This window comes from Candidatus Sulfuricurvum sp. RIFRC-1, from assembly GCF_000310245.1.
In the GTDB taxonomy this organism is placed as follows: domain Bacteria; phylum Campylobacterota; class Campylobacteria; order Campylobacterales; family Sulfurimonadaceae; genus Sulfuricurvum.
Genome location: NC_020505.1, coordinates 399,471 through 418,456 on the forward strand (window position 1 = coordinate 399,471; position 18,986 = coordinate 418,456).

Consider the following 18,986-nt stretch of genomic DNA (forward strand, 5'->3'; position numbering starts at 1 on the left):
TAATTGATTAAATTATCCCCCCTTAGCATTATGCTAAACTGCGCTCACTATTAAATACGGAGTTTACGATGAAAATAAAAATACTTGCGGTATCTCTTATGATACTCACTTTTAACCAATCGATTTTTGCGATGGATATGAAGATGATGCAAGAGGACGACAGCCGACAATCTTTAGGGATAAAAGGGACGATGCAAGGAGCGCATCAACTATCGAATATGCGGGAACATTTAGCGGCAATATCCGAAATCGTGCAACTCATGAATAGCGCAAAATATGATGAAGCCTCTGTCATAGCATCAGAAAAACTGGGACTAACACTGGAGAAAAATTCGATGTGCGGAAGCTTTAAAAATCAATCGTTTGAACAAATGGGAGTTACCTTTCACAAATCGGCAGATGCTCTCGCTCAAACATTAAAAACAAAAGATAATAAAAAATCGATGATGGCTTTGGAAAAAGTTTTGAATGGATGCGTCCTCTGTCATAGTACATTCAAACAGTAAAACGGTGATTGAATACGTTATTCAATCACGATAAATTCTACTTTTTGATCCGCATGGCAACCATTGCATGAGGGTTTGACCTGCTCAAATAGTGCATGGATTTTTGTGGTGTCATTGGTACGGAGTGCATCGCGAAACTGAGGATAAATTTCTTCAAAAAAGAATGTTTCGGCAGATGATTTTCGTGCAGGACGGCGAATGGTTCCGTTATCGATAGCCGTTTTGATTTTCTCCCAATGATACAATGCAAGAGGATAGTTGCCCTGCTTAATCGCTTTTTTCGTCGCTTCATAGCGATATCCCACTTCCATCATCGCCGTATCAAACCCCCGAAATTGTTTTTGGATCGCTTCCATCTGTGTAGGGGTGGTATTGAGATCGATGAGCCAGTTGGAGGTGGTTGAATAGCTGGCACCGTAGAGGGAGAGGGTAGTGAGGGCAATTAAGATAAGCTGTTTCATAATAGATTCCTAGACACAGAGATAATTGAGATAACGGCAATGACCCCAATGATGGGAATTTTTACAACCCGTAATAGAAAGAAGCCCATCAAAACAATTGCCATATCGATAGGGGAAAAAACTGCGCTGTTAAAGACCGGATTGTAAAGTGCCGCTACTAGGAGTCCGACGACAGCGGCATTGATTCCTGCCGCAGCTCCGGCGATACGTGGACGGGATGAGAGGGATTCCCATGTATTATACAGCCCCAGTACGAGTAAAAATCCGGGGAGGAAGATCGCCAGAGTCGCGATCAATGCACCCAAAAGCGGCGAGGCGGGGGAGAGATCGGCTCCCAAAAAGGTCGCAAAGGTAAACATCGGTCCAGGGGCTGCCTGCGCACTCGCGTAACCGAACAAGAAACGCTCCGTAGAAATAGTATCTCCGAGTGATTGCTGTAGCAAAGGGAGAACGACATGCCCCCCGCCGAATACGAGACTGCCGCTTTGGTAAAAGGTGTTGAAGAGTCCTATCCAGACAGAGGTGTTGGCAAGGAAAGGCAATCCTACAAAAAGAACCATAAAGAGTATCAAAGGGAAGAGGGCGGGTTTGGTATGAGAGGTTACCAGGGGTTTTGGTTCACCTTTGAGCACAGATGCTCCGATCAACGCCGCAACGATCAACACCCCCATCTGAACCCATAATGAGGGGTAAAGCCACAACACAACGGCGCTAAGCAGAGCGAGTGAAAGGGATGCAGTAGAGGCACAAAAGGTACGGTACATCGAAAGGACAGCATCGGCAACGACCACAACGGCAACCAGTTTTAAGCCATGAATCACCCCCGTAAAAATATCCGTTGATTCGAACTCTAGGGTGGCTAAAGTGTACATCAGTGTAAATGAGGGGGCGGTAAACCCGATAAAAGCAGCAATTGCGCCGATGATTCCGGCACGCTGGAGTCCTATCGCAAATCCGATTTGGCTCGATCCGGGGCCGGGGAGAAACTGGCTTAGGGCGATGAGCCGAGCATAAGCGGAGTCGTCTAGCCATCTGAGCTTTTGGACAAAAAGGGTGTGAAAGTAGCCGATATGAGCTGCGGGACCCCCGAAACTCACCAGTCCAAGGAGAAAAAATCTCCAAAAAATCTCAACTACCCTCATAACCCCTCTTTAATCTGTTTTGAAGAACTGTACCGTAAATACGTTAAGGAAGCATTAGTATTTTGATGCTAAAAGCACAGAACTTTTAAAATGCTACAATGGTGTAATGTTTTGGAATGGATGAGAAGGTGATGGCAAAGATTTTACTTTTGGAAGATGATGAGATATTGTCTCAAACGATCATTACTATTTTACACAGTGAAGGGTACGAAGTCTCTAAAGCGACCAATGCTCGTGAAGCGTATGATTTGACCTTTGCGTATCCGTTCGATTTGTATTTGTTTGATGTGAATGTCCCCGAATCCAACGGTTTTGAAGTATTGCGCGAGTTGAGAAAATCGGGTGATGAAACGGTAGCTTTTTTTATCACGGCTCTAAGCGATATTCAATCGGTATCGCAGGGGTTTGAATCAGGAGCGAATGATTACATCAAAAAGCCTTTTGATTTGGATGAGTTTCTGATTCGGATACGAGCTGTGTTAAAACGGAAAAATCAAAGCGTTGTGTATGGAGATATTGTATTTGAACCTCTCAGTAGAGCGGTTTATAAAAATGGAGTGGAATGCGATCTCTCTCCGGTTGAGCGGATGGTGTTTGCCCTGTTGATACAGAGTGTGGATCGTACGGTTTCCAAAGAGTCGTTTTACGAGATTATGGAAAAACCCTCCGATGCGGCATTACGGGTGCATATCACCCACTTGAAACATAAATTGAACATGCGCGTGAGCAATATCAGAAGTGTAGGATACCGCCTTGAATCGACATGAGAAAGAATCGTTTGTTAAATCATTTGCTATTTTTTTCGGAGCACTTTTAACGATCAGTGCTATTGCCCTATGGTTATATCATAATGAGCAAAAACGCTTTTATGATCTTCATATACTCGGTGAAATGGATGCTTTTAGTTACTCGCTGAGGGGTGATAATTTTAGTTACGCCATCCTGCCGATGGATAAGACGGCAACGATGCATACGTTGGTCGTGGAAAAAGGTGCCGTGTATGCACTCTTTCCATGGTCTGAAAACCCGCGTGAAAAAATGATCAAGGTGACCTATCCGCATGAGCAATATCTCCGATTTATGGAGGGCGAAGAGCAAAAAGTGATTATCGTGTTTATGGTGATGATGGTGATCATCGCCTTACTCGCGGGGGGATTTGCTCACTATACCCTCTCTCCTATGCGGCAGACGATAGCTATTATGGAAGATTTTTTGAAAGATATCATTCACGATCTCAATACCCCTATCACCTCTATATTACTCAACGCGCAGCTTTTAAAACGTAAATACGCCGATGAGGAGATTGAACGTATCTATCTCAGCGGTCAAACGGTTAGCGGTTTGTACAAAAATCTCGAAGTATTGTATCGTGAGCTTCCACTGGAGCAAGAAGCGGTGCGATTGGATACGTTTTTGCAAGAACGCAGAGGGTATTTTCAAAACCTTTATCCCTCTTTGACTTTGATAATAGAGCGGCAAGATGAGGTGAGTGTGAAGATAAATCGCGATATTTTAATGAGAATCATCGACAATCTTCTCTCTAATGCCTGCAAATACAATCATCCAAACGGTCAGGTTAGCATTCGATACGATCAAACCTCCATAGAGATCATTGATACGGGGATCGGGATCAAACATCTCGACAAAGTTTTTCACCGTTTTTATAAAGAGAGCGAAAGGGGACTGGGGATGGGTCTGCATATCGTCAAAACCCTCGCCGATAGAGTCGGTATTGCGATAGAGATAGAGAGCCAAAAAGGGATAGGGACGCATGTGAGAATACATTTTTTACGCTAATACTTCGTTAATGCTTTTTGGTTAGAGTTCCATCAAATCGATACGATGGAGCACTAAAAACGTATGACATTGATTAAACCGCTAAAGAGTAGCACTATTATTTTTTGGACAGCACTTTTTTGGGTTGTTTTTGCAAATATCGCTTTTTTTAAGAACGTCCTAGAGGTTTATCCGCTTTCGTGGGCGAACACTCTCCCGATTATTTCATTGGCAATTGTTCTGTATGGCGTTAGCGTCATTTTATTGACACTTTTGAGCAATCGATGGCTCTTTAAACCCCTATTAACATTTCTCCTCATCCTTACATCATCGGTTGCCTATTTTATGGATACTTACAATATCGTTGTGGATACTCATATGATTACCAATATATTTCAGACGAATGTGAATGAATCGGCAGATTTACTCAGTCTAAAAATGGTTCTGTATATAGGATTTTTAGGAATAGTGCCTTCGTGGATTTTAGTTAAGACGGAAATTGTTTTCTTGCCGCTTCGAGGGCAGTTAATACGTGATGCCAAAACGGTTGTGGGGATAATGGTATTGCTTGTGGTCGTAATGTTTGCGTTTAGTAAATTTTATACGTCGTTTTTTAGAGAGCACAAGCCATTGCGGTATTATACAAATCCTGCCTATCCGCTCTATTCGATGGGAAAGTATGTTTTCGAGCTTTTTAAATATGAATATCGTGAGTTGATGCATATTGGAGAAGATGCGTCGATTCCCATGGGGCATACAGGTCGGGATTTAGTCATAGTAGTGGTTGGTGAAGCGGCACGTGCGGATCATTTTTCATTGAATGGATATGCGCAAGAAACCAATCCGTTGCTCAGAGAAGAAGATATTATCAATTTTACCGATGTTTCTTCATGCGGTACAGAAACGGCAGTATCGGTACCCTGTATGTTTTCTGCTTTAGGGAGAGAGGACTATGATGGAGATAAAGCAAAAAATACGGAAAATATTATTGATATTTTAAGTCATCATATCGGTGTGAATGTATTGTGGCGTGACAATAATTCTGATTCCAAAGGGGTAGCGGTACGGGCACAATATGAAGATTTTAAAACGCCGGAGAGAAATCCGCTTTGTGAGGATGGAGAGTGCCGTGATGAGGGGATGTTATACGGTTTAGATGAATACATCAAAGCACATCCAAAAGGGGATATTCTCATTGTGTTGCATCAAATGGGTAATCATGGTCCTGCCTATCACAAACGCTATCCCAAAGAGTATGAAAAGTTTACCCCTGTATGCAAGACCAATCAGTTGGAACAATGTTCGCAAGCAGAGATTGTCAACGCGTATGATAATGCAATTCTTTATACCGATGCTTTTCTAGCTAAAACCATCAATTTCTTGAAAAAATATGACGGTGAATTTGATCCTGCCATGATTTATGTGAGCGACCATGGAGAATCATTGGGGGAAAACGGTCTCTATTTACACGGATTTCCTTATGCGATTGCTCCCGATGCTCAGAAAAAAGTTCCAATGATCATGTGGATCGGGGATCATTTTGGGATAGATAAAGCAAAATTAAAAAAAAGAGCGGCACACCCTTATACGCATGATCATCTATTTCATACGTTATTAAACGCAATGGAAGTGAAAACTTCTGTTTATCAGGCTGAATTGGATATCTTTCATGGTCTCCGCTAAATCTATTTTCCTTGTTTCTGGTATTTTGATAGGAACAATTGCATTATTTGGTATAAACGGAAATATCGATACGTGGGTTCAAAACCATTTTTTTAATTTACAAACACATGAGTGGATCATTGTTCGAGGAGAACGGCCTTGGCTGGATTTCATTTTGTATGACGGTATTAAAAAATTGCTGATCTTTATGTATTCGATTCTTTTGATCTCGTTGTTGATTGCGTATAAGAATAAATGGATTAAACACTACCGTCGTGAAATTATTATTTTGGTCCTTTCAGGTATTTTTGTCCCAATGACGATTGTCACACTCAAAACTATCACGAATGTACCATGCCCGAGAGATTGGCAAATGTATGGAGGAGAGTACCCGCATATCGGTGTTTTTGATTCTTACCCTGCTGATTTCTGTCAAAAAAGTAAAATTCGTTGCTGGCCTGCGGGACATGCTAGTTTTGGATTTTCTCTTTTAGCGTTGATTGTTATTGCCAGAACACGACAACAAAGATATACAGCACTCGTAATTTCTTTGAGTATTGCATGGAGCATGGGGTGGTATAAAATTTTAAAAGGGGATCATTTCCTTAGTCATACCATTATCGCAATGGTGATGGGATGGCTTATTATTTTACTTATTGTGAGGCGTGTAGATCGCTATTTTCCGCAAGAGAACGAAGCAATGAGGTTAAAACTGGATGAGAAGGTGAAACAATAATCAACGTAGGTATTGTACTAATACTACGTTAATGTTTTTTGGTTAAAGTTCCAGAACTTATTTGAAAATTTTATAGAATAAAGCGTAACTGAGATATTAGGGTATATGATATTTTAGAGGTATGATCTCAAAAGAAGTAAGAAACGAAAAGGTATAATCCCATTTATGAATATCTGGTCATTTGATTTTGCATGGGCATTTTTAGCGCTTCCTCCACTCCTCTATTGCCTATACCGCTGTAAAATCATTCCCCAAAAACGGTACTTTCCCCATCTGCAATTTTTCGGCAATCCGGGAAAATGGAGAAACATCGAATGGCTTCTCAAGGCACTTGTTGTGACGCTCATGGTGGGGGCATTGGCAACTCCCGTAGTGGTCGATTACTCCGATCCGCGTAACCGTAACGGGATCGACATCGTCCTCTCTCTCGATGCCAGCGGATCGATGAACGCTTCGGGATTTTCGAGCGATGAGAGCCGCGCGACACGGTTTGAGATCGTCCAAAAAATCGCACGTGATTTCGTCATGAAACGGCGTGAAGACAACGTCGGAGTGGTGGTGTTCGGGGATTTTGCCTTTATCGCGACCCCTGTGACCTATGAAAAAGAGATCATCTCCGAGATGATCGGTTATCTCAGCCACGGGATGGCGGGGCAGAATACGGCCATCGGCGAGGGTGTAGCCCAAGCCGTTCGGGCACTGAAGGATTCCAAAGCCAAGAGTAAGGTGATTATTCTTCTCACCGACGGAGAGCATAACAGCGGTGCGATCTCTCCCAAAGAGGCAGTAGTGATGGCACACAAAGCGGGGATAAAACTCTATACCATCGGGATCGGCGAAAAAGGGGAATTTGACAGCAAGCTCTTGGCGCAAATGGCGCGTGATGGCGGAGGGGAATATTTTGCGGCGGCAAATGAGAAAGAATTGCGTGAGGTGTACAATCAGATCGATGCATTAGAGAGATCCCGTATCAAAAGTGCTGAGCACACCTTTTTCGAGCACTATTACCAGTATGCGGTGGCGGGGGCGTTGGTGATCGTGATGTGGCTAATGTGGCGACGGAGGGTAAAAGGATGAGTTTCCTCACCCCGTTATGGCTCATCGCCCTTATCCTTCTTCCCCTCTATCTCTGGGGTGCGCGCCGTTATGGTTGGCATACACAGATTTGGCTGATGGTGAGTCTCCTCTTTTTGATCCTCTCCCTGACCCGTCCGGTCATCCCCGAAAAACCGATCACGGTTGAAGAGGCGGGAAGTGATGTTATTTTAGCCGTCGATGTCTCCTACTCGATGAGGGCGACTGACATAGCACCCACTCGGTTGGATGCGGCGAAGAGGGTGTTGCACCAAATCGTAGAGAGGGATAAAAAAGATCGCTTCGGGGTGCTTGCCCATACGACGAGTGCGATTATCCTCTCTCCATTGACCAAAGATACCGAACTGCTCACACATCTGTTTGCCTCACTCGATGAGTCGCAGATCATCACCAAAGGGACGGAGGTGATGAGTGCGTTGGAGCTTGCTCGTAAAATGTCCCATGCCCAGCGTCCGCTCGTCGTCCTCTTTAGTGACGGAGGGGATGAACTCTCCTATGAGAAAGAGTCCGCGTATGCGGAGGAAAACGGTCTGAAGGTGTGTGTCGTGATGCTCGCTTCAGCGCAGGGGAGCACCCTCCCATCTGAGAACGGTTCACTCAAAGATGAGGATGGTCATATCGTCGTGAGTTCACGTAACGATGCGATTAATCTCATAGCGGAACAAAGCGGGGGGAAAGTGATCGATGGAGCCGATGTAACGAGTGTGATCGAGTGGATCGAGCGGGAGCGGAGTGTAGATTTTGCGGGTTCTACGACCGTAACACGTTATAGTGAACTCTTTTATTTCCCTCTGGTTTTAGCGCTGATCGCTTTTGTGCTGGGGTATACGAGTGTAGGGGAGAGGGTGAGCAAAGCTCTTATCCCTTTGCTCGCGCTGGCAGGGATCAGTGCTAATGCGGGGTTGCTCGATTATCCCTATCAAACATTAGGGAAATATGAGTATTCTCGCGGAAATTATGAGCATTCGGCGCAGTGGTATGGACGGATTGATTCGGAGCATAGCAAGTTCAATCGTGCCAATGCTCTCTACAAAGCGGGAAAATATCAGGAGGCGTTGGCTCTTTACCGCACCATCCGTTCGGAAGATTCTTTGTTCAAATCGAAGGTATTTTATAATATGGGCAATTGTCATATCCGACTCAGTGAGTTTGAAAACGGTCGTAACGCTCTGCTCAAATCGCTTACCCTGAGCTATAGCCGAGAAGCCGATCAGAATCTTCGCGCGATTGCACGTGCGCAAGAGCAAAAAAGTCTCAATGTCCGTAAAGAGCAAAAAGATAAATTCTCTTCCGATGAGAACAAACCGACAGGTGAGGGTAAAAAAGGGAAAGAGGGGGGAGGATCGAATATGCAAAGTGATATTGCCTCCTCCGGTGCGGGAGATGCGGGTAAAAAAGCGCAGGCAGATCCCCGTTTTTCAACGTCTCAGGGGAAAGCGTCACTCAGTTCCAAACAGTATGAATTGATCAACCAAAGGAGTGTCCATGAAACGAAGCCTTGGTAGGCTGATCGCGCTGATAATAATCAGTGTAAACGGATGGGGAGCGGCGTATGAGTGGAAAATGCTCGAAGCACCTCAGAGCCTTTATGTGAACCAAAGCGGGGTAGTTCGCTATCAATGTACTTTTTCTACCAGTGCGGCGGATTATACGATTGATTTTAAACCCTCCGCTACAGAAACCTATAAAGCCTCTATTCTGACCCAGCGTGATCAGATCATTAAGGGAAAACGGGTACAGACGTTTGATGTGTTGATTACCCCTTTGAAAGAGGGAAATATCGAGGTGGCACTTGATGCGTTGATCCGTCATACGACCTTTGCATCGATCGAAAATGCTTCGATCGGGCGGGATAACGTCAAAAAATACGATTTTGATGATGAAACCGCGCATCTGCCGAAAATCATTATCCGTGTCAAACCTAACAGCGCGGCACTCAGCGGTGAGCTGGAGTTGGAAGTAAGGGTCGATAAACGCAGTGTCGTCGCTCATGAGCCGGTTCATGTGAGCCTCTATCTTCGAGGGAAGGGAAATCTCGATCAGTACGTCCCTTATGAATTTAATATCAGCGGCGTCAATGTTTTTGCCGAAGAACCGACACGAGATATCTTTCCCGATTCGGCAGGTTTTTCGGGGGAGATACGTCAGGAATTTGCCCTTGTGGGTGAGAAGAGTTTTGTGATTCCCAAATTTACCATCGATGTGTTTGACACACAGAGTCAAAAAATCAAACGGCTCAAAAGCGAAGCGGTTGCGATCGAAGTGGCACAGGGGTATGAGCGATCCAACCTCCTTGACCCTCCTGCTTTGCGTGATTGGAGCGGATGGATGCGTTATACCCTTTATTCGGCACTTGTGATAGCAGGAATCGTGCTGGGCGAAGTGGCACGGCGGCTATGGAAATTACGTCCACGGAGAAAGACAAAGCATTTTTACGATGATGCGAAAACATCCAAAGAGTTGGTGATCTTCCTGTCCCTTTCGGGAGAAAAGCGTTTTGAAACCATTATCGGTGAAGTTGAAGCGGGAAGAATGGAATTAAGTGAAGCTAAAAAGAAACTGGGTAATCTTACAACAGATAAAAAGGTGACAAAATGATAAATGTAATTAATCAAATACGCTCCGAAGTCTCAAAAGTCGTCGTCGGACAGGAAAAAATGATCGACGGATTGTTGATCGGATTATTGTGCGACGGGCATATTTTGATCGAGGGGATACCGGGGTTAGCAAAGACAACAACGGTTAAAGCTCTTTCGCAAACGTTAGGATTAGGATTTAAACGGGTGCAATTTACCCCTGATTTGCTTCCGAGCGATATTTTGGGTGCTGAGGTGTACGATCCGAAAGAGAACGGCTTTAAAATCAAAAAAGGGCCTATTTTTACCAATCTTCTCCTCGCCGATGAGATTAACCGTGCTCCCGCAAAAGTACAATCGGCACTGCTGGAGGTGATGCAGGAGCGGCAAGTGACGCTGGGGGATGAGAGTTTTAAACTCCCCCCTCCATTTCTCGTTATGGCGACGCAGAATCCGATTGAAAACGAGGGGGTGTATCCTCTTCCCGAAGCGCAGCTCGATCGTTTTATGCTCAAAATCAATGTCGGTTACAATACTCCCGAAGAGGAACTCTCCATCGCGCGACGTGTCGGATCGGGTCTGGGTGAAGAAATCAATGCGGTGATCGACCCCTCAACTCTGCGTGAGCTCAAAGAGAGAGTCAAAACGATCCATATCGACGAAGAGGTAGAGAAATATATGATAAACCTCGTCACCGCGACCCGTGAACCGGAGCGGTTTGGATTGGGTGAGATCAAGGGGTTCTTGCAGTTTGGGGCAAGCCCTCGTGTGAGCATCGATATGTTCAAAGCGGTACGTGCCGTTGCTTTCTTGCGCGGCAAAGAGTTTGTCACTCCGAGTGATATCGCCTCAGTCATAAAAGAGTTGATGCGTCACCGTCTTGTCCTCTCGTATGAAGCGGAAGCGGAGGGGATCACCACCGACGAGCTGATCGAGAAAATTATCAAAGCGGTACCGATTCCCTAATGAAAAACAGCGCTCAGATTCTTCTCAAAGCCCGTCGCCAGATCATCGGGGATCGTATTGGAAATAACCCCTCCATGTTTCGCGGAGAGGGGTATGATTTCATCGAATTGCGCGAATACGTCAGCGGCGATGATACCCGTCATATCGACTGGAACGTGACGGCAAAGATGGGAAAACCGTTCGTCAAAGTGTTTCGGGAAGAGCGGGAACTCAATGTCCTCACGGTTGCATTGTTGGGCGGAGGGCTTCATTTCGGATCGGAGAAGTTTAAAATCGAGAGTGTTGCCGAAGCGGTAGCGCTGATTGGATATTCGGCGGTAGCTAACGGGGATATGTTCGGTCATTGCAATTTTTCGGAAAATTTGCGGAGTGAGATTCATCCCGCGAAAAAACGATTTTCGGTTCAGCAGGCGACCGTGAGCGTGTTGGATTCGGAAATATTGCATCACCATGTAGACTTATCTCATACGATAAAAGAGCTTTATCGGCGGACAAAGCGCAGATCACTCATCGTCCTTATCGGTGATTTTTTCGAGATTCCTGATTTGCGGCTCCTCGCTAGGAAGCACGAAGTGGTCGCTATCGTCGTTCGTGACCGTGCCGAAGAGAACCCTGCCGTTATGGGATTCAGCGCACTGATCGATCCGGAGAGCGGTGCGGTTTTAGAGGGAGATTTTAATGAACGCAGTGTCAAGCGTTACCGTGATCGGGTAAAAGTCCATGATATTGAGCTATTTGAAACCTTTCGCAAAGCGGGAGTACGGGCGACGAAACTCTATACCGATGCGAATGCGGTGGTGACATTGCGACGATTGTTTGAGGGGAGAGTATGAAAGATCTTAATATTCCTGTGAATGATATCGCACCGCTGGTTGAGATACCCGATTATTCCCTTTATTACTTCATTGCGGTCGTCATTATAACGGTTACTGTCACTTTGGCACTGATTTTAGCACTGATCAAACAGCTGCGTAAACGCAAAATAAATGTGAGAAAAGAGCGCTTTATGGCACTTTCTGCCATTGATTTTTCCGATCCCAAACGTGCCGCGTATACGATCACTGAATTGGGAAGAGTATTCGCTTCCGATAACGAGCGGACAGAGAAGGCTTATCACAACCTTTTTGAGCGGTTAGCCCCGTATAAATATGCCCCGCAGGTGAAAATGATCGATGAGGAGACGTTGGGGTATTATCGTCTCTATGTCGAGATTATCGATGTTTGATGGCGTTTATTTCCAGTTCCCAAAACTTGGATTTATCCTCTTTTTCTTTTTAGCGTGCGAGGCGTTGTGTCCGTTGCGCACCAATCCGATTTACTTTCCCCGAACACTTTTTTTTGAATCGAATGAGACAAAATCACCTCTTTGGATGTGGGTTGCCAAATGGGCTATGATCTCCTTTTTTATCGTCGCGCTGATGTCACCGGTGCGAGAGGTTAAAGAGGAGGTGAGCGGATACGATATTCTTATTGCGCTTGACCCGGCATCGATCCATCCTGAGATGATAGGGGATATACGATCATTCATCGAGAAACGGAATCATGATCGCTTCGCCTTATATATTCCCGGTGCTTCACCCATTATGATCCCTCTTAGCGACGATTATGAAGCACTGCAAAAAATCCTTTTGCAGCTTACTGCCGATCATTCTGAGGGAAAAATAACCAAGGAAATTGAACGTTTTTTCTCCACCTCCCCTGATGGGAAAGGATGGGTGCTCGTTCTCTCAGAGAAGCCCAAAAAGTTGGTCCGTTCGTTGCCGATTGGGGTAGAAGTAAGTATCATCGACCCGAACGAAGATTGGGTGGAGATGAGTGATCGTGCTCACCCCCCGTTTGAGGTGATAAGAGTGCAAAAATATTATGAGTATTACTACATTTATCCCCTTTTTATCGGTTTTTTAGCAATGCTTCTTTATCTGTACGGTCGTAATCAAAAGGGGCTTGCATGAGCTTTTTACACCCCGAATTTTTGCTCTGGCTGTTGCTTCCGACCCTAGTCCTTTTTTATTTTTGGCTCACTCAAAAACCGTTGAAAAATCGCTGGCTGAGTGAAGCAGTACTCGAGAAACTTCATGCGCCCGAGACGACGATGGGGTTAAAGGGGCGGAATAGCCTTTTTCTCGTCTCATCCCTTTTGATTATCGTTGCAATGGCTCAACCGGTCATCATCGACTCAACGCCGATTGAGGGGAAAGAGCTTCATATTATCCTAGCGATTGATAGAGGGGGAGCAAACTTTGATCAAACCCGCTCTCTGGCCCTTTCAACGCTTTACACCGTTTTGGGAGAGAAGATTGAACTGATAGGGTTTGATGATCGCGTTTACCGTATTGCACCGCGCAGTAATGACGGAGGAATATTGAGTGAATTGATTAAACATCTAACCCCTTCTTCGCAACTATCCAACAAGCCTCTTTTGGAGGAGAAACTGCATCGAATCGATGCAGATATGAAGATTGTTGTGACTTTAACGCCGATGAAAAGGGAAGATTTTTGGATCGTTTCTTCACCCTCTGATGTGTCAGCCGTCCATGAAAAACTGATTGAGCTTAGAAAGATACACCTCGCTCAAGCGCATGTTCCCCTCTTTTTTTATCCCTTGGGATTGGCTATGACGTTGATTCTTTTTGCCCTTTCGTCCATGAGCAAGCGTCAAAGCGTGGGTGTCGGTTCATTGGCGCTGTTGTTTAGCCTCTCACTAACACCCGCTCATGCCGGAATTTTGGATTTTAAGGAACTCATCGAGGCAAAAGCGGCGTATGAGAGGGGAGAATATGAAAAAAGTGAACGCCTTTTCGCACGCTATCAGATGAAACACGATTCTCCGCAGGTGCGTTACAACCGAGCCAATGCTCTGTACATGAGCGGACGTTTTGATCGAGCACGCTTTTGGTATGAGCGGGTCTATACGACCGATCCGGGGTTAAAGGAGCGGGTCAGTCATAATCTAAAGAAGAGCATCGGAAAGATTCAAACGGTTGAATTCCAAAAAAAGGGAAGAGAAAAGGGTGCCAATGCTATTACCTCGGCAACTTCAAATATTTCGATGATGAGAAAACCTTTGAAGCGGGAAACGCGGCTATTTGAACTTTGATTATTTAAAAATATCGTAGAGTTTGTTGGCACCTTTCATTTCACGGCGCAGTTCAGCGTAATTTTCGTTTTGAAGAGCAGTTTTCAGAGTTTGAAGTTCAATCTCGAAGAGTTCTACCGCATTGAGGACGTTTTGGCGGTTTTGACGGAAAATATCTTCCCACATCGCCGGGGAACTTTTAGCCAGACGGCTCATAGAACGAAATCCCCCTGCCGCGAGGGTGAGGATATTCTCTTTTTCCTCTTGGGCTAACACGGTGTTTGCGAGAGCGTACGAGATAATATGGGGCATGTGGCTGATAAAGGCTGCATGGCGGTCATGTTGCGCCGCACCCATCGTTCGGATTTGCATACCGATCGCTTGAAAAATGCGAAGCGCCGTATCACGTTGAGTATTGCCGCTGTGTTCCAAATCACACAGTACCACTACTTTTTCAGCATAGAGCCCTTCTAAAGCGGCACTCGGACCAAACTGCTCGGTTCCTGTCATCGGATGGGCTGCAACCACATTAGGACGAATAACGCTGGGTATAGCATCAACGATCAGGGCTTTGGTACTTCCCAAATCGATCAAGGTTTTGTCACTTCCGGCTAAATCGGTTGATTTTTGCAAGAATGCGATGACCCCGTCAACCGGAATAGCCAAAAAGATAACATTACAATGCTTCTTAAGCTCTTCAAAACTTACAAATGACTCAACCAATCCTCGTTGCAGGGCGATTTTCTGATGCTCTTCATTATGGTCGCATCCGATGACCGAAGAGATAAAAGAGAGATGTTTGAGCGCAAGCGCCATCGATCCCCCCATTAACCCTAATCCTACAATCCCTATCTTCATCCGTGCCCTTTGTGCAGTAATGACACTATTTTAGCCCTTTTAAGTTTAATTTACAGAACTATTAATCGTTACAGTGCTAGAATAAGAGACTATTTTAACGCAACGGACTTTGGCTTGAAAAAAATCACCCTCTCTTTAGCAGTAGCGAGCGCTCTTGTTTATGGATCGACACAAAATGTTCAATCAATTCAGTATGAGGGGATGATTCATATCTCCGAAGCGGTTGCAAAACGGCTCAATGAGGTTAAAGTGGGTGAACCTCTCGACCCTGTGATGGTTGATAAAACCATCAAAAACTTCTTTGATCAGGGGTATTTCGAAGATGTATGGGCTGATGAGGAGACGGGTAAAGTGACCTTTCACTTTAAAGAAAAACCGATCATCTCTAAAATCGAGCTCAAAGGGTACAAAGAGAACGATGAAGAGGCAAGCAAGAGTTTGTTGCAGATTGAAAAAGGGGCACTTTACGATGAAAAGCGCCTAGAAGGGGCTAAGAAGCGAATTATCGATGCTCTGAGTCAGGATGGTAAAATCGATTCGGTTGTCGAAATTGAGTCCGAGAAACTCGATAACGGCAGTATGCAGGTGAAATTTATCGTCAATGAGGGTGAAGAGATTATCATTAAAAAGCTAACCTATGCGGGTGTTTTGACGCAAGACAGTGACGACTTTGAGAGTATGATTGCGAACAAAGAAGAGCAATTTATGGGATGGCTCTGGGGACGTAATGACGGTAAAATGAAAGTGGCGGAGCTTCAATACGACCCGCTTCGTATTCGTGATTTTTACATGCAAAACGGCTATTTGGATGCAAAAATCGATGAACCGTTTGTTGCAGTCGATTTTGACCATTACACCGCCGAGATGAACTATAATGTGTTTGAAGGGGATGTGTATCGCGTCAGTGATATTTTGATTTTCCAAGACACTGCCGTTATTGATGATAAAGAGCTCTTAGCCGTTATTGCTTTAGAGAAAAACAAACCGTTTAACATCAAAACCTTTCGTGAAGACGCTGATCGTATCAAGACCAAAATTGCCGATTTGGGATACGCGTATGTACAGGTTCAACCCGATCTGAAAAAAGATAAAGAGAGCAAAAGTGTTGATGTTGTCTATCGCATCAATCCGGGTAAAAAAGTACGCATCCGTAATGTTATCGTCTCCGGAAATAACCGTACCCTTGATAGAGTCGTGCGTCGTGAGCTTTTCCTCGCACCGGGGGATTTGTACAGCTTGACTAATCTCAAAGATTCTCGTAATGCGATCGGGCGTACGGGGTATTTTGAGAGTAACACGATCGAAGAGAAACGGATCGATGATGAGTCGATGGATTTGATCGTCCAAACGAAAGAGGCACCGACAGGAAATATCCAACTCGGCGGGGGATATGGAAGTTTCGGTGGAATTCTCCTCAGTGTTTCCGTGAGTGACCGTAATATTTTCGGTTCAGGGATCAATGTAGGACTCAATTTAGAACGCTCTCAACGTACCAGTAACTACTCATTCAATATCTCTAATCCTCGACTTAACGACAGCGACTTTAGCGGTAACTTCTCAGTCTTTAACAGCTCGACAGAGTATGACAGCTATTCTGTCGCATCAGTCGGTACCAGCGTAGGGGTAGGACATCGTTTTAACCGTTACTGGAGTGGATACATGGGGTACAATTACTCGAAAAATGATTATAGTGATGTTGATAAAAACAGTACTGGATATGATCCTCGCTATTATGAAAATTATGCAAAAAGTTCAGTGATCCTTTCAGCTAGTTTTGACAATACGGATGATTATTATATTCCGCGTGAAGGGTTCACATTTTCTCAAAGTATTGAGAAAGCCGGTGTAGGCGGAGGTGCTGATTTTATCAAAAGCCGTACCAGTTTCGGAGCGTATCAAGGGCTCCAAAAACTGACCGATTTTGATCTCATTTTACGGTACAAAGCCAGATTTAATTATGCAGATGAAAGCGGCTATTTACCGATAGGAGAAAAGTTTTATATGGGGGGAATCGGTTCGGTTCGCGGATACCAAGGATACTCCCTTTCACCGACCGATGGTGTTGACAGTGCAGGGGAACCATACAAAATCGGAGGAACTCAAACCTTCTCCAACTCGTTGGAATTCAGTGTACCTTTAGTCCCTGAAGCGCGTATGCGTGCCACTGCCTTCGTCGATTACGGGATGATCGGAGAAAAGAGTTTGAGTGAAATCAAACGGGGCGGTTATGGGGTATCATTGGAATGGTTTAGCCCGGTCGGACCATTGCAGCTGGTATTTGCAAATCCGATCGGAGATAAATCAGGCGACGATGTTACTCACTTTGAGTTTACGATCGGACAACGGTTTTAAAATAATCTCCGTTCACCCTGAGCTTGTCGACGGGTGAATTCGTTCCTAGATCACTCTTTTAGCATAAGGGTAAAGTTTTTAGGAAGAATGATGTTTTTGAGTTGTTCTCGTGCTAAATAAAGCGATTTGGATCCGACGACTAATGCACCGCTGTGTGAGTCGATTGAAAGGGTGATATCGGACGCATTGATACGTGCAGCTAAGAGGATATGGGAGAGCCATAGAATTGCGCTCAGAGCATCGAGAGTAGCTTCATCTGGCAATAATGATCCATATGAGCCTTTAGGGATCAGATCAGAGGAACTGCTCCCTTTTTTAAAGAGCAGCAGATGAGAGATCAATGCAATCTGTGAATGGCTAAGCCCATAATCGAGTGCACTCATTGCTAGATAATGGCTATGGCGTTGATACGCATAATAGCGGATTCCTACACCAATAGAGAGGAGTTTAGCGGCAATACTCAGCTCCTGACGATGCACAAGGTTAATCCCTAGATGAGTATGAAGCAAATCAAAAATACGTTTCGAGAGATGGGCACATTGGAGAGCATGATCGCTGTGAATTCCATACGTATCGAGTAGATAGCGTACACTTGGATTGTAATGAGCGGGGAATTTATCGCCACTGTTTCGGAGTAAATCACTTAAAAACAGACCCTCTCGTACACCGACACCACTAGAGAGCAAGGTTTTGGTTTGGGTATGTCGAATGATACGTTCTAAAATCAGAGTACCGGGTTTGATAGTATCAAAACGATCGGGTTTGATAAACAATGATCGGAGTTTTTTCGGTCCGGCTTCGAGTATTTGAGAGGTAAAGTGTAAAAAGGTGTTGGTGTCGGTTGTATAGGCATGGAGCTTTCGGAGAGGATACTCCTCTTTTTTCATGATAGCTCTTGTGAGGGCACGGAAAGTTCCGCCGATACCGATAAGCGTATGGGTTCCAAAATCGGGAAGTTCTTTGAGGGCTTCATCGATGTATTCAACCGCTCCGTTAATATCATTATTGTCAAAGAAGAGCTCTTTGATGCGAACAGTTCCGATATTGAGTGAATAAAGTTGTTCGACTTTACCATTGCGTAGCAGTGCAAATTCACTCGAACCACCACCTACATCAACGCTGATTGCTTCATCAACACTCGGGAGAAGATTGGCACATGCCATCCCCCCTAAGTAGGCTTCTTTCTCTCCGCTGATGATTTTAATAGAGAGATTGTATTCTCGTTGGATACGGGAGAGAAAAGCGGAAGAATTCGGGGCATCGCGCAGAGCAGACGTGGCTACACATAATATCTTTCGAGCGCCGAATGAGCTGGCAATGGAGAGAAACTCTCCGATCGCTAGCGCTGTGCGCTCCATCGGTTCATTCTGAAGGTAGCCCTCATTTTTATAAGCATGCTCGCTTAGACGAACAGAACTTTTGACCTCATGCAGGATATGAAAAGCAAAACGGCTGGTTTTTTGAAATACCGCCATCCTCATGGAATTGCTTCCAATATCGATAACGGCGGTACATTTCGCCATTTACTCCTCTTCTTCCATCAATTGCTTGTGTTTGTACAGGAGCTCCTGCATCGTTTCAACGTTGTCTTTATCCGGGATAATACAATCGACAGGACACACAGCAATACAGGCAGGCTCATCATAGGTTCCTACACACTCAGTACAACGGTCCGGATCGATGATATAAATCGGATCGCCCTCTTCAATTGCATCCATTGGGCACTCTTCACGGCATGCGTCGCATGCGATACATTCATCGACTATTAGTAGTGGCATAG

At 44.8% G+C, this 18,986-nt stretch carries 19 protein-coding genes; 14 read left to right on the forward strand and 5 right to left on the reverse strand.

Features of this window, described 5'->3' with window-relative positions; genetic code table 11:
- The first annotated feature begins 68 nt into the window (after window positions 1–68).
- Window positions 69–506 (forward strand): cytochrome c, encoded by a 438-nt coding sequence (locus B649_RS02110; RefSeq protein ID WP_015652848.1) that lies wholly within the window; start codon window positions 69–71, stop codon window positions 504–506.
- 17 nt (window positions 507–523) lie between these two features.
- On the opposite strand, the gene B649_RS02115 is transcribed toward B649_RS02110, so the two are convergent.
- Together B649_RS02115 and chrA are read right to left on the reverse strand one after the other, a co-directional pair.
- Window positions 524–967, reverse strand: coding sequence for a hypothetical protein (locus B649_RS02115; protein ID WP_015652849.1), 444 nt, complete (start codon window positions 965–967; stop codon window positions 524–526).
- Window positions 964–2,109 carry a chromate efflux transporter gene (chrA, locus tag B649_RS02120; protein ID WP_015652850.1) on the reverse strand — a complete coding sequence of 382 codons (1,146 nt, stop codon included), beginning with the start codon at window positions 2,107–2,109 and terminating at the stop codon, window positions 964–966. Before chrA ends, B649_RS02115 begins: the two co-directional genes overlap by 4 nt.
- A gap of 131 nt (window positions 2,110–2,240) precedes the next feature.
- Between chrA and B649_RS02125 the strand changes: the two genes are divergently transcribed.
- The 12 genes from B649_RS02125 to B649_RS02180 all read left to right on the forward strand — a co-directional run bounded on the left by B649_RS02125 (window position 2,241) and on the right by B649_RS02180 (window position 14,017).
- Complete coding sequence (locus B649_RS02125; RefSeq protein ID WP_015652851.1) at window positions 2,241–2,876, forward strand: response regulator transcription factor; 636 nt, start codon at window positions 2,241–2,243, stop codon at window positions 2,874–2,876.
- Entirely contained in the window at window positions 2,863–3,906 is a 1,044-nt protein-coding gene (locus tag B649_RS02130) for a HAMP domain-containing sensor histidine kinase (protein WP_015652852.1), read from the forward strand. Before B649_RS02125 ends, B649_RS02130 begins: the two co-directional genes overlap by 14 nt.
- 63 nt (window positions 3,907–3,969) lie before the next feature.
- Window positions 3,970–5,568 (forward strand): phosphoethanolamine--lipid A transferase, encoded by a 1,599-nt coding sequence (locus B649_RS02135; protein WP_015652853.1) that lies wholly within the window; start codon window positions 3,970–3,972, stop codon window positions 5,566–5,568.
- Complete coding sequence (locus B649_RS02140; RefSeq protein ID WP_015652854.1) at window positions 5,555–6,283, forward strand: phosphatase PAP2 family protein; 729 nt, start codon at window positions 5,555–5,557, stop codon at window positions 6,281–6,283. Before B649_RS02135 ends, B649_RS02140 begins: the two co-directional genes overlap by 14 nt.
- 165 nt (window positions 6,284–6,448) lie before the next feature.
- A complete protein-coding gene (locus B649_RS02145; RefSeq protein ID WP_015652855.1) occupies window positions 6,449–7,360 on the forward strand; it encodes a VWA domain-containing protein in 912 nt (303 codons plus the stop codon).
- Entirely contained in the window at window positions 7,357–8,883 is a 1,527-nt protein-coding gene (locus tag B649_RS02150; RefSeq protein WP_015652856.1) for a VWA domain-containing protein, read from the forward strand. The genes B649_RS02145 and B649_RS02150 overlap by 4 nt, the downstream gene beginning before the upstream one ends.
- The gene (locus B649_RS02155; RefSeq protein ID WP_015652857.1) at window positions 8,864–9,976 is read left to right on the forward strand and encodes a BatD family protein; all 1,113 of its coding nucleotides are present in this window, start codon (window positions 8,864–8,866) and stop codon (window positions 9,974–9,976) included. Before B649_RS02150 ends, B649_RS02155 begins: the two co-directional genes overlap by 20 nt.
- The gene (locus B649_RS02160; protein ID WP_015652858.1) at window positions 9,973–10,920 is read left to right on the forward strand and encodes a MoxR family ATPase; all 948 of its coding nucleotides are present in this window, start codon (window positions 9,973–9,975) and stop codon (window positions 10,918–10,920) included. The genes B649_RS02155 and B649_RS02160 overlap by 4 nt, the downstream gene beginning before the upstream one ends.
- Window positions 10,920–11,753 carry a DUF58 domain-containing protein gene (locus B649_RS02165; protein WP_015652859.1) on the forward strand — a complete coding sequence of 278 codons (834 nt, stop codon included), beginning with the start codon at window positions 10,920–10,922 and terminating at the stop codon, window positions 11,751–11,753. The genes B649_RS02160 and B649_RS02165 overlap by 1 nt, the downstream gene beginning before the upstream one ends.
- Window positions 11,750–12,145, forward strand: a complete 396-nt coding sequence (locus B649_RS02170; RefSeq protein ID WP_015652860.1) for a hypothetical protein — start codon at window positions 11,750–11,752, stop codon at window positions 12,143–12,145. Before B649_RS02165 ends, B649_RS02170 begins: the two co-directional genes overlap by 4 nt.
- Window positions 12,093–12,872 (forward strand): hypothetical protein, encoded by a 780-nt coding sequence (locus tag B649_RS02175; protein WP_291750921.1) that lies wholly within the window; start codon window positions 12,093–12,095, stop codon window positions 12,870–12,872. The genes B649_RS02170 and B649_RS02175 overlap by 53 nt, the downstream gene beginning before the upstream one ends.
- Entirely contained in the window at window positions 12,869–14,017 is a 1,149-nt protein-coding gene (locus B649_RS02180; protein ID WP_015652862.1) for a tetratricopeptide repeat protein, read from the forward strand. Before B649_RS02175 ends, B649_RS02180 begins: the two co-directional genes overlap by 4 nt.
- Here B649_RS02180 and B649_RS02185 read toward each other — a convergent pair whose 3' ends face one another.
- Window positions 14,018–14,854, reverse strand: coding sequence for a prephenate dehydrogenase (locus tag B649_RS02185; RefSeq protein WP_041192375.1), 837 nt, complete (start codon window positions 14,852–14,854; stop codon window positions 14,018–14,020).
- Between the two features lie 114 nt (window positions 14,855–14,968).
- Between B649_RS02185 and bamA the strand changes: the two genes are divergently transcribed.
- Window positions 14,969–17,206 carry an outer membrane protein assembly factor BamA gene (bamA, locus tag B649_RS02190; protein WP_015652864.1) on the forward strand — a complete coding sequence of 746 codons (2,238 nt, stop codon included), beginning with the start codon at window positions 14,969–14,971 and terminating at the stop codon, window positions 17,204–17,206.
- Window positions 17,207–17,256: 50 nt separating this feature from the next.
- Here the strand turns inward: bamA and B649_RS02195 are convergent, their stop codons facing one another.
- Both B649_RS02195 and B649_RS02200 read right to left on the reverse strand, forming a co-directional pair.
- Entirely contained in the window at window positions 17,257–18,729 is a 1,473-nt protein-coding gene (locus B649_RS02195) for a Ppx/GppA phosphatase family protein (protein WP_015652865.1), read from the reverse strand.
- Window positions 18,730–18,984 carry a YfhL family 4Fe-4S dicluster ferredoxin gene (locus tag B649_RS02200; RefSeq protein ID WP_013459298.1) on the reverse strand — a complete coding sequence of 85 codons (255 nt, stop codon included), beginning with the start codon at window positions 18,982–18,984 and terminating at the stop codon, window positions 18,730–18,732.
- Between the last annotated feature and the right edge of the window lie 2 nt (window positions 18,985–18,986).

Excerpts from the sequence above, each read along its gene's own strand:
- B649_RS02110 (WP_015652848.1), top strand. The coding sequence starts at position 69 with ATGAAAATAAAAATACTTGCGGTATCTCTTATGATACTCACTTTTAAC.
- B649_RS02125 (WP_015652851.1), top strand. The coding sequence starts at position 2,241 with ATGGCAAAGATTTTACTTTTGGAAGATGATGAGATATTGTCTCAAACG.
- B649_RS02160 (WP_015652858.1), top strand. The coding sequence starts at position 9,973 with ATGATAAATGTAATTAATCAAATACGCTCCGAAGTCTCAAAAGTCGTC.
- B649_RS02115 (WP_015652849.1), bottom strand. The coding sequence starts at position 967 with ATGAAACAGCTTATCTTAATTGCCCTCACTACCCTCTCCCTCTACGGT.
- chrA (WP_015652850.1), bottom strand. The coding sequence starts at position 2,109 with ATGAGGGTAGTTGAGATTTTTTGGAGATTTTTTCTCCTTGGACTGGTG.
- B649_RS02145 (WP_015652855.1), top strand. The coding sequence starts at position 6,449 with ATGAATATCTGGTCATTTGATTTTGCATGGGCATTTTTAGCGCTTCCT.
- B649_RS02165 (WP_015652859.1), top strand. The coding sequence starts at position 10,920 with ATGAAAAACAGCGCTCAGATTCTTCTCAAAGCCCGTCGCCAGATCATC.
- B649_RS02135 (WP_015652853.1), top strand. The coding sequence starts at position 3,970 with ATGACATTGATTAAACCGCTAAAGAGTAGCACTATTATTTTTTGGACA.
- B649_RS02155 (WP_015652857.1), top strand. The coding sequence starts at position 8,864 with ATGAAACGAAGCCTTGGTAGGCTGATCGCGCTGATAATAATCAGTGTA.
- B649_RS02200 (WP_013459298.1), bottom strand. The coding sequence starts at position 18,984 with ATGCCACTACTAATAGTCGATGAATGTATCGCATGCGACGCATGCCGT.
- B649_RS02170 (WP_015652860.1), top strand. The coding sequence starts at position 11,750 with ATGAAAGATCTTAATATTCCTGTGAATGATATCGCACCGCTGGTTGAG.
- B649_RS02175 (WP_291750921.1), top strand. The coding sequence starts at position 12,093 with ATGAGGAGACGTTGGGGTATTATCGTCTCTATGTCGAGATTATCGATG.
- B649_RS02140 (WP_015652854.1), top strand. The coding sequence starts at position 5,555 with ATGGTCTCCGCTAAATCTATTTTCCTTGTTTCTGGTATTTTGATAGGA.
- B649_RS02150 (WP_015652856.1), top strand. The coding sequence starts at position 7,357 with ATGAGTTTCCTCACCCCGTTATGGCTCATCGCCCTTATCCTTCTTCCC.
- B649_RS02180 (WP_015652862.1), top strand. The coding sequence starts at position 12,869 with ATGAGCTTTTTACACCCCGAATTTTTGCTCTGGCTGTTGCTTCCGACC.
- B649_RS02185 (WP_041192375.1), bottom strand. The coding sequence starts at position 14,854 with ATGAAGATAGGGATTGTAGGATTAGGGTTAATGGGGGGATCGATGGCG.
- B649_RS02195 (WP_015652865.1), bottom strand. The coding sequence starts at position 18,729 with ATGGCGAAATGTACCGCCGTTATCGATATTGGAAGCAATTCCATGAGG.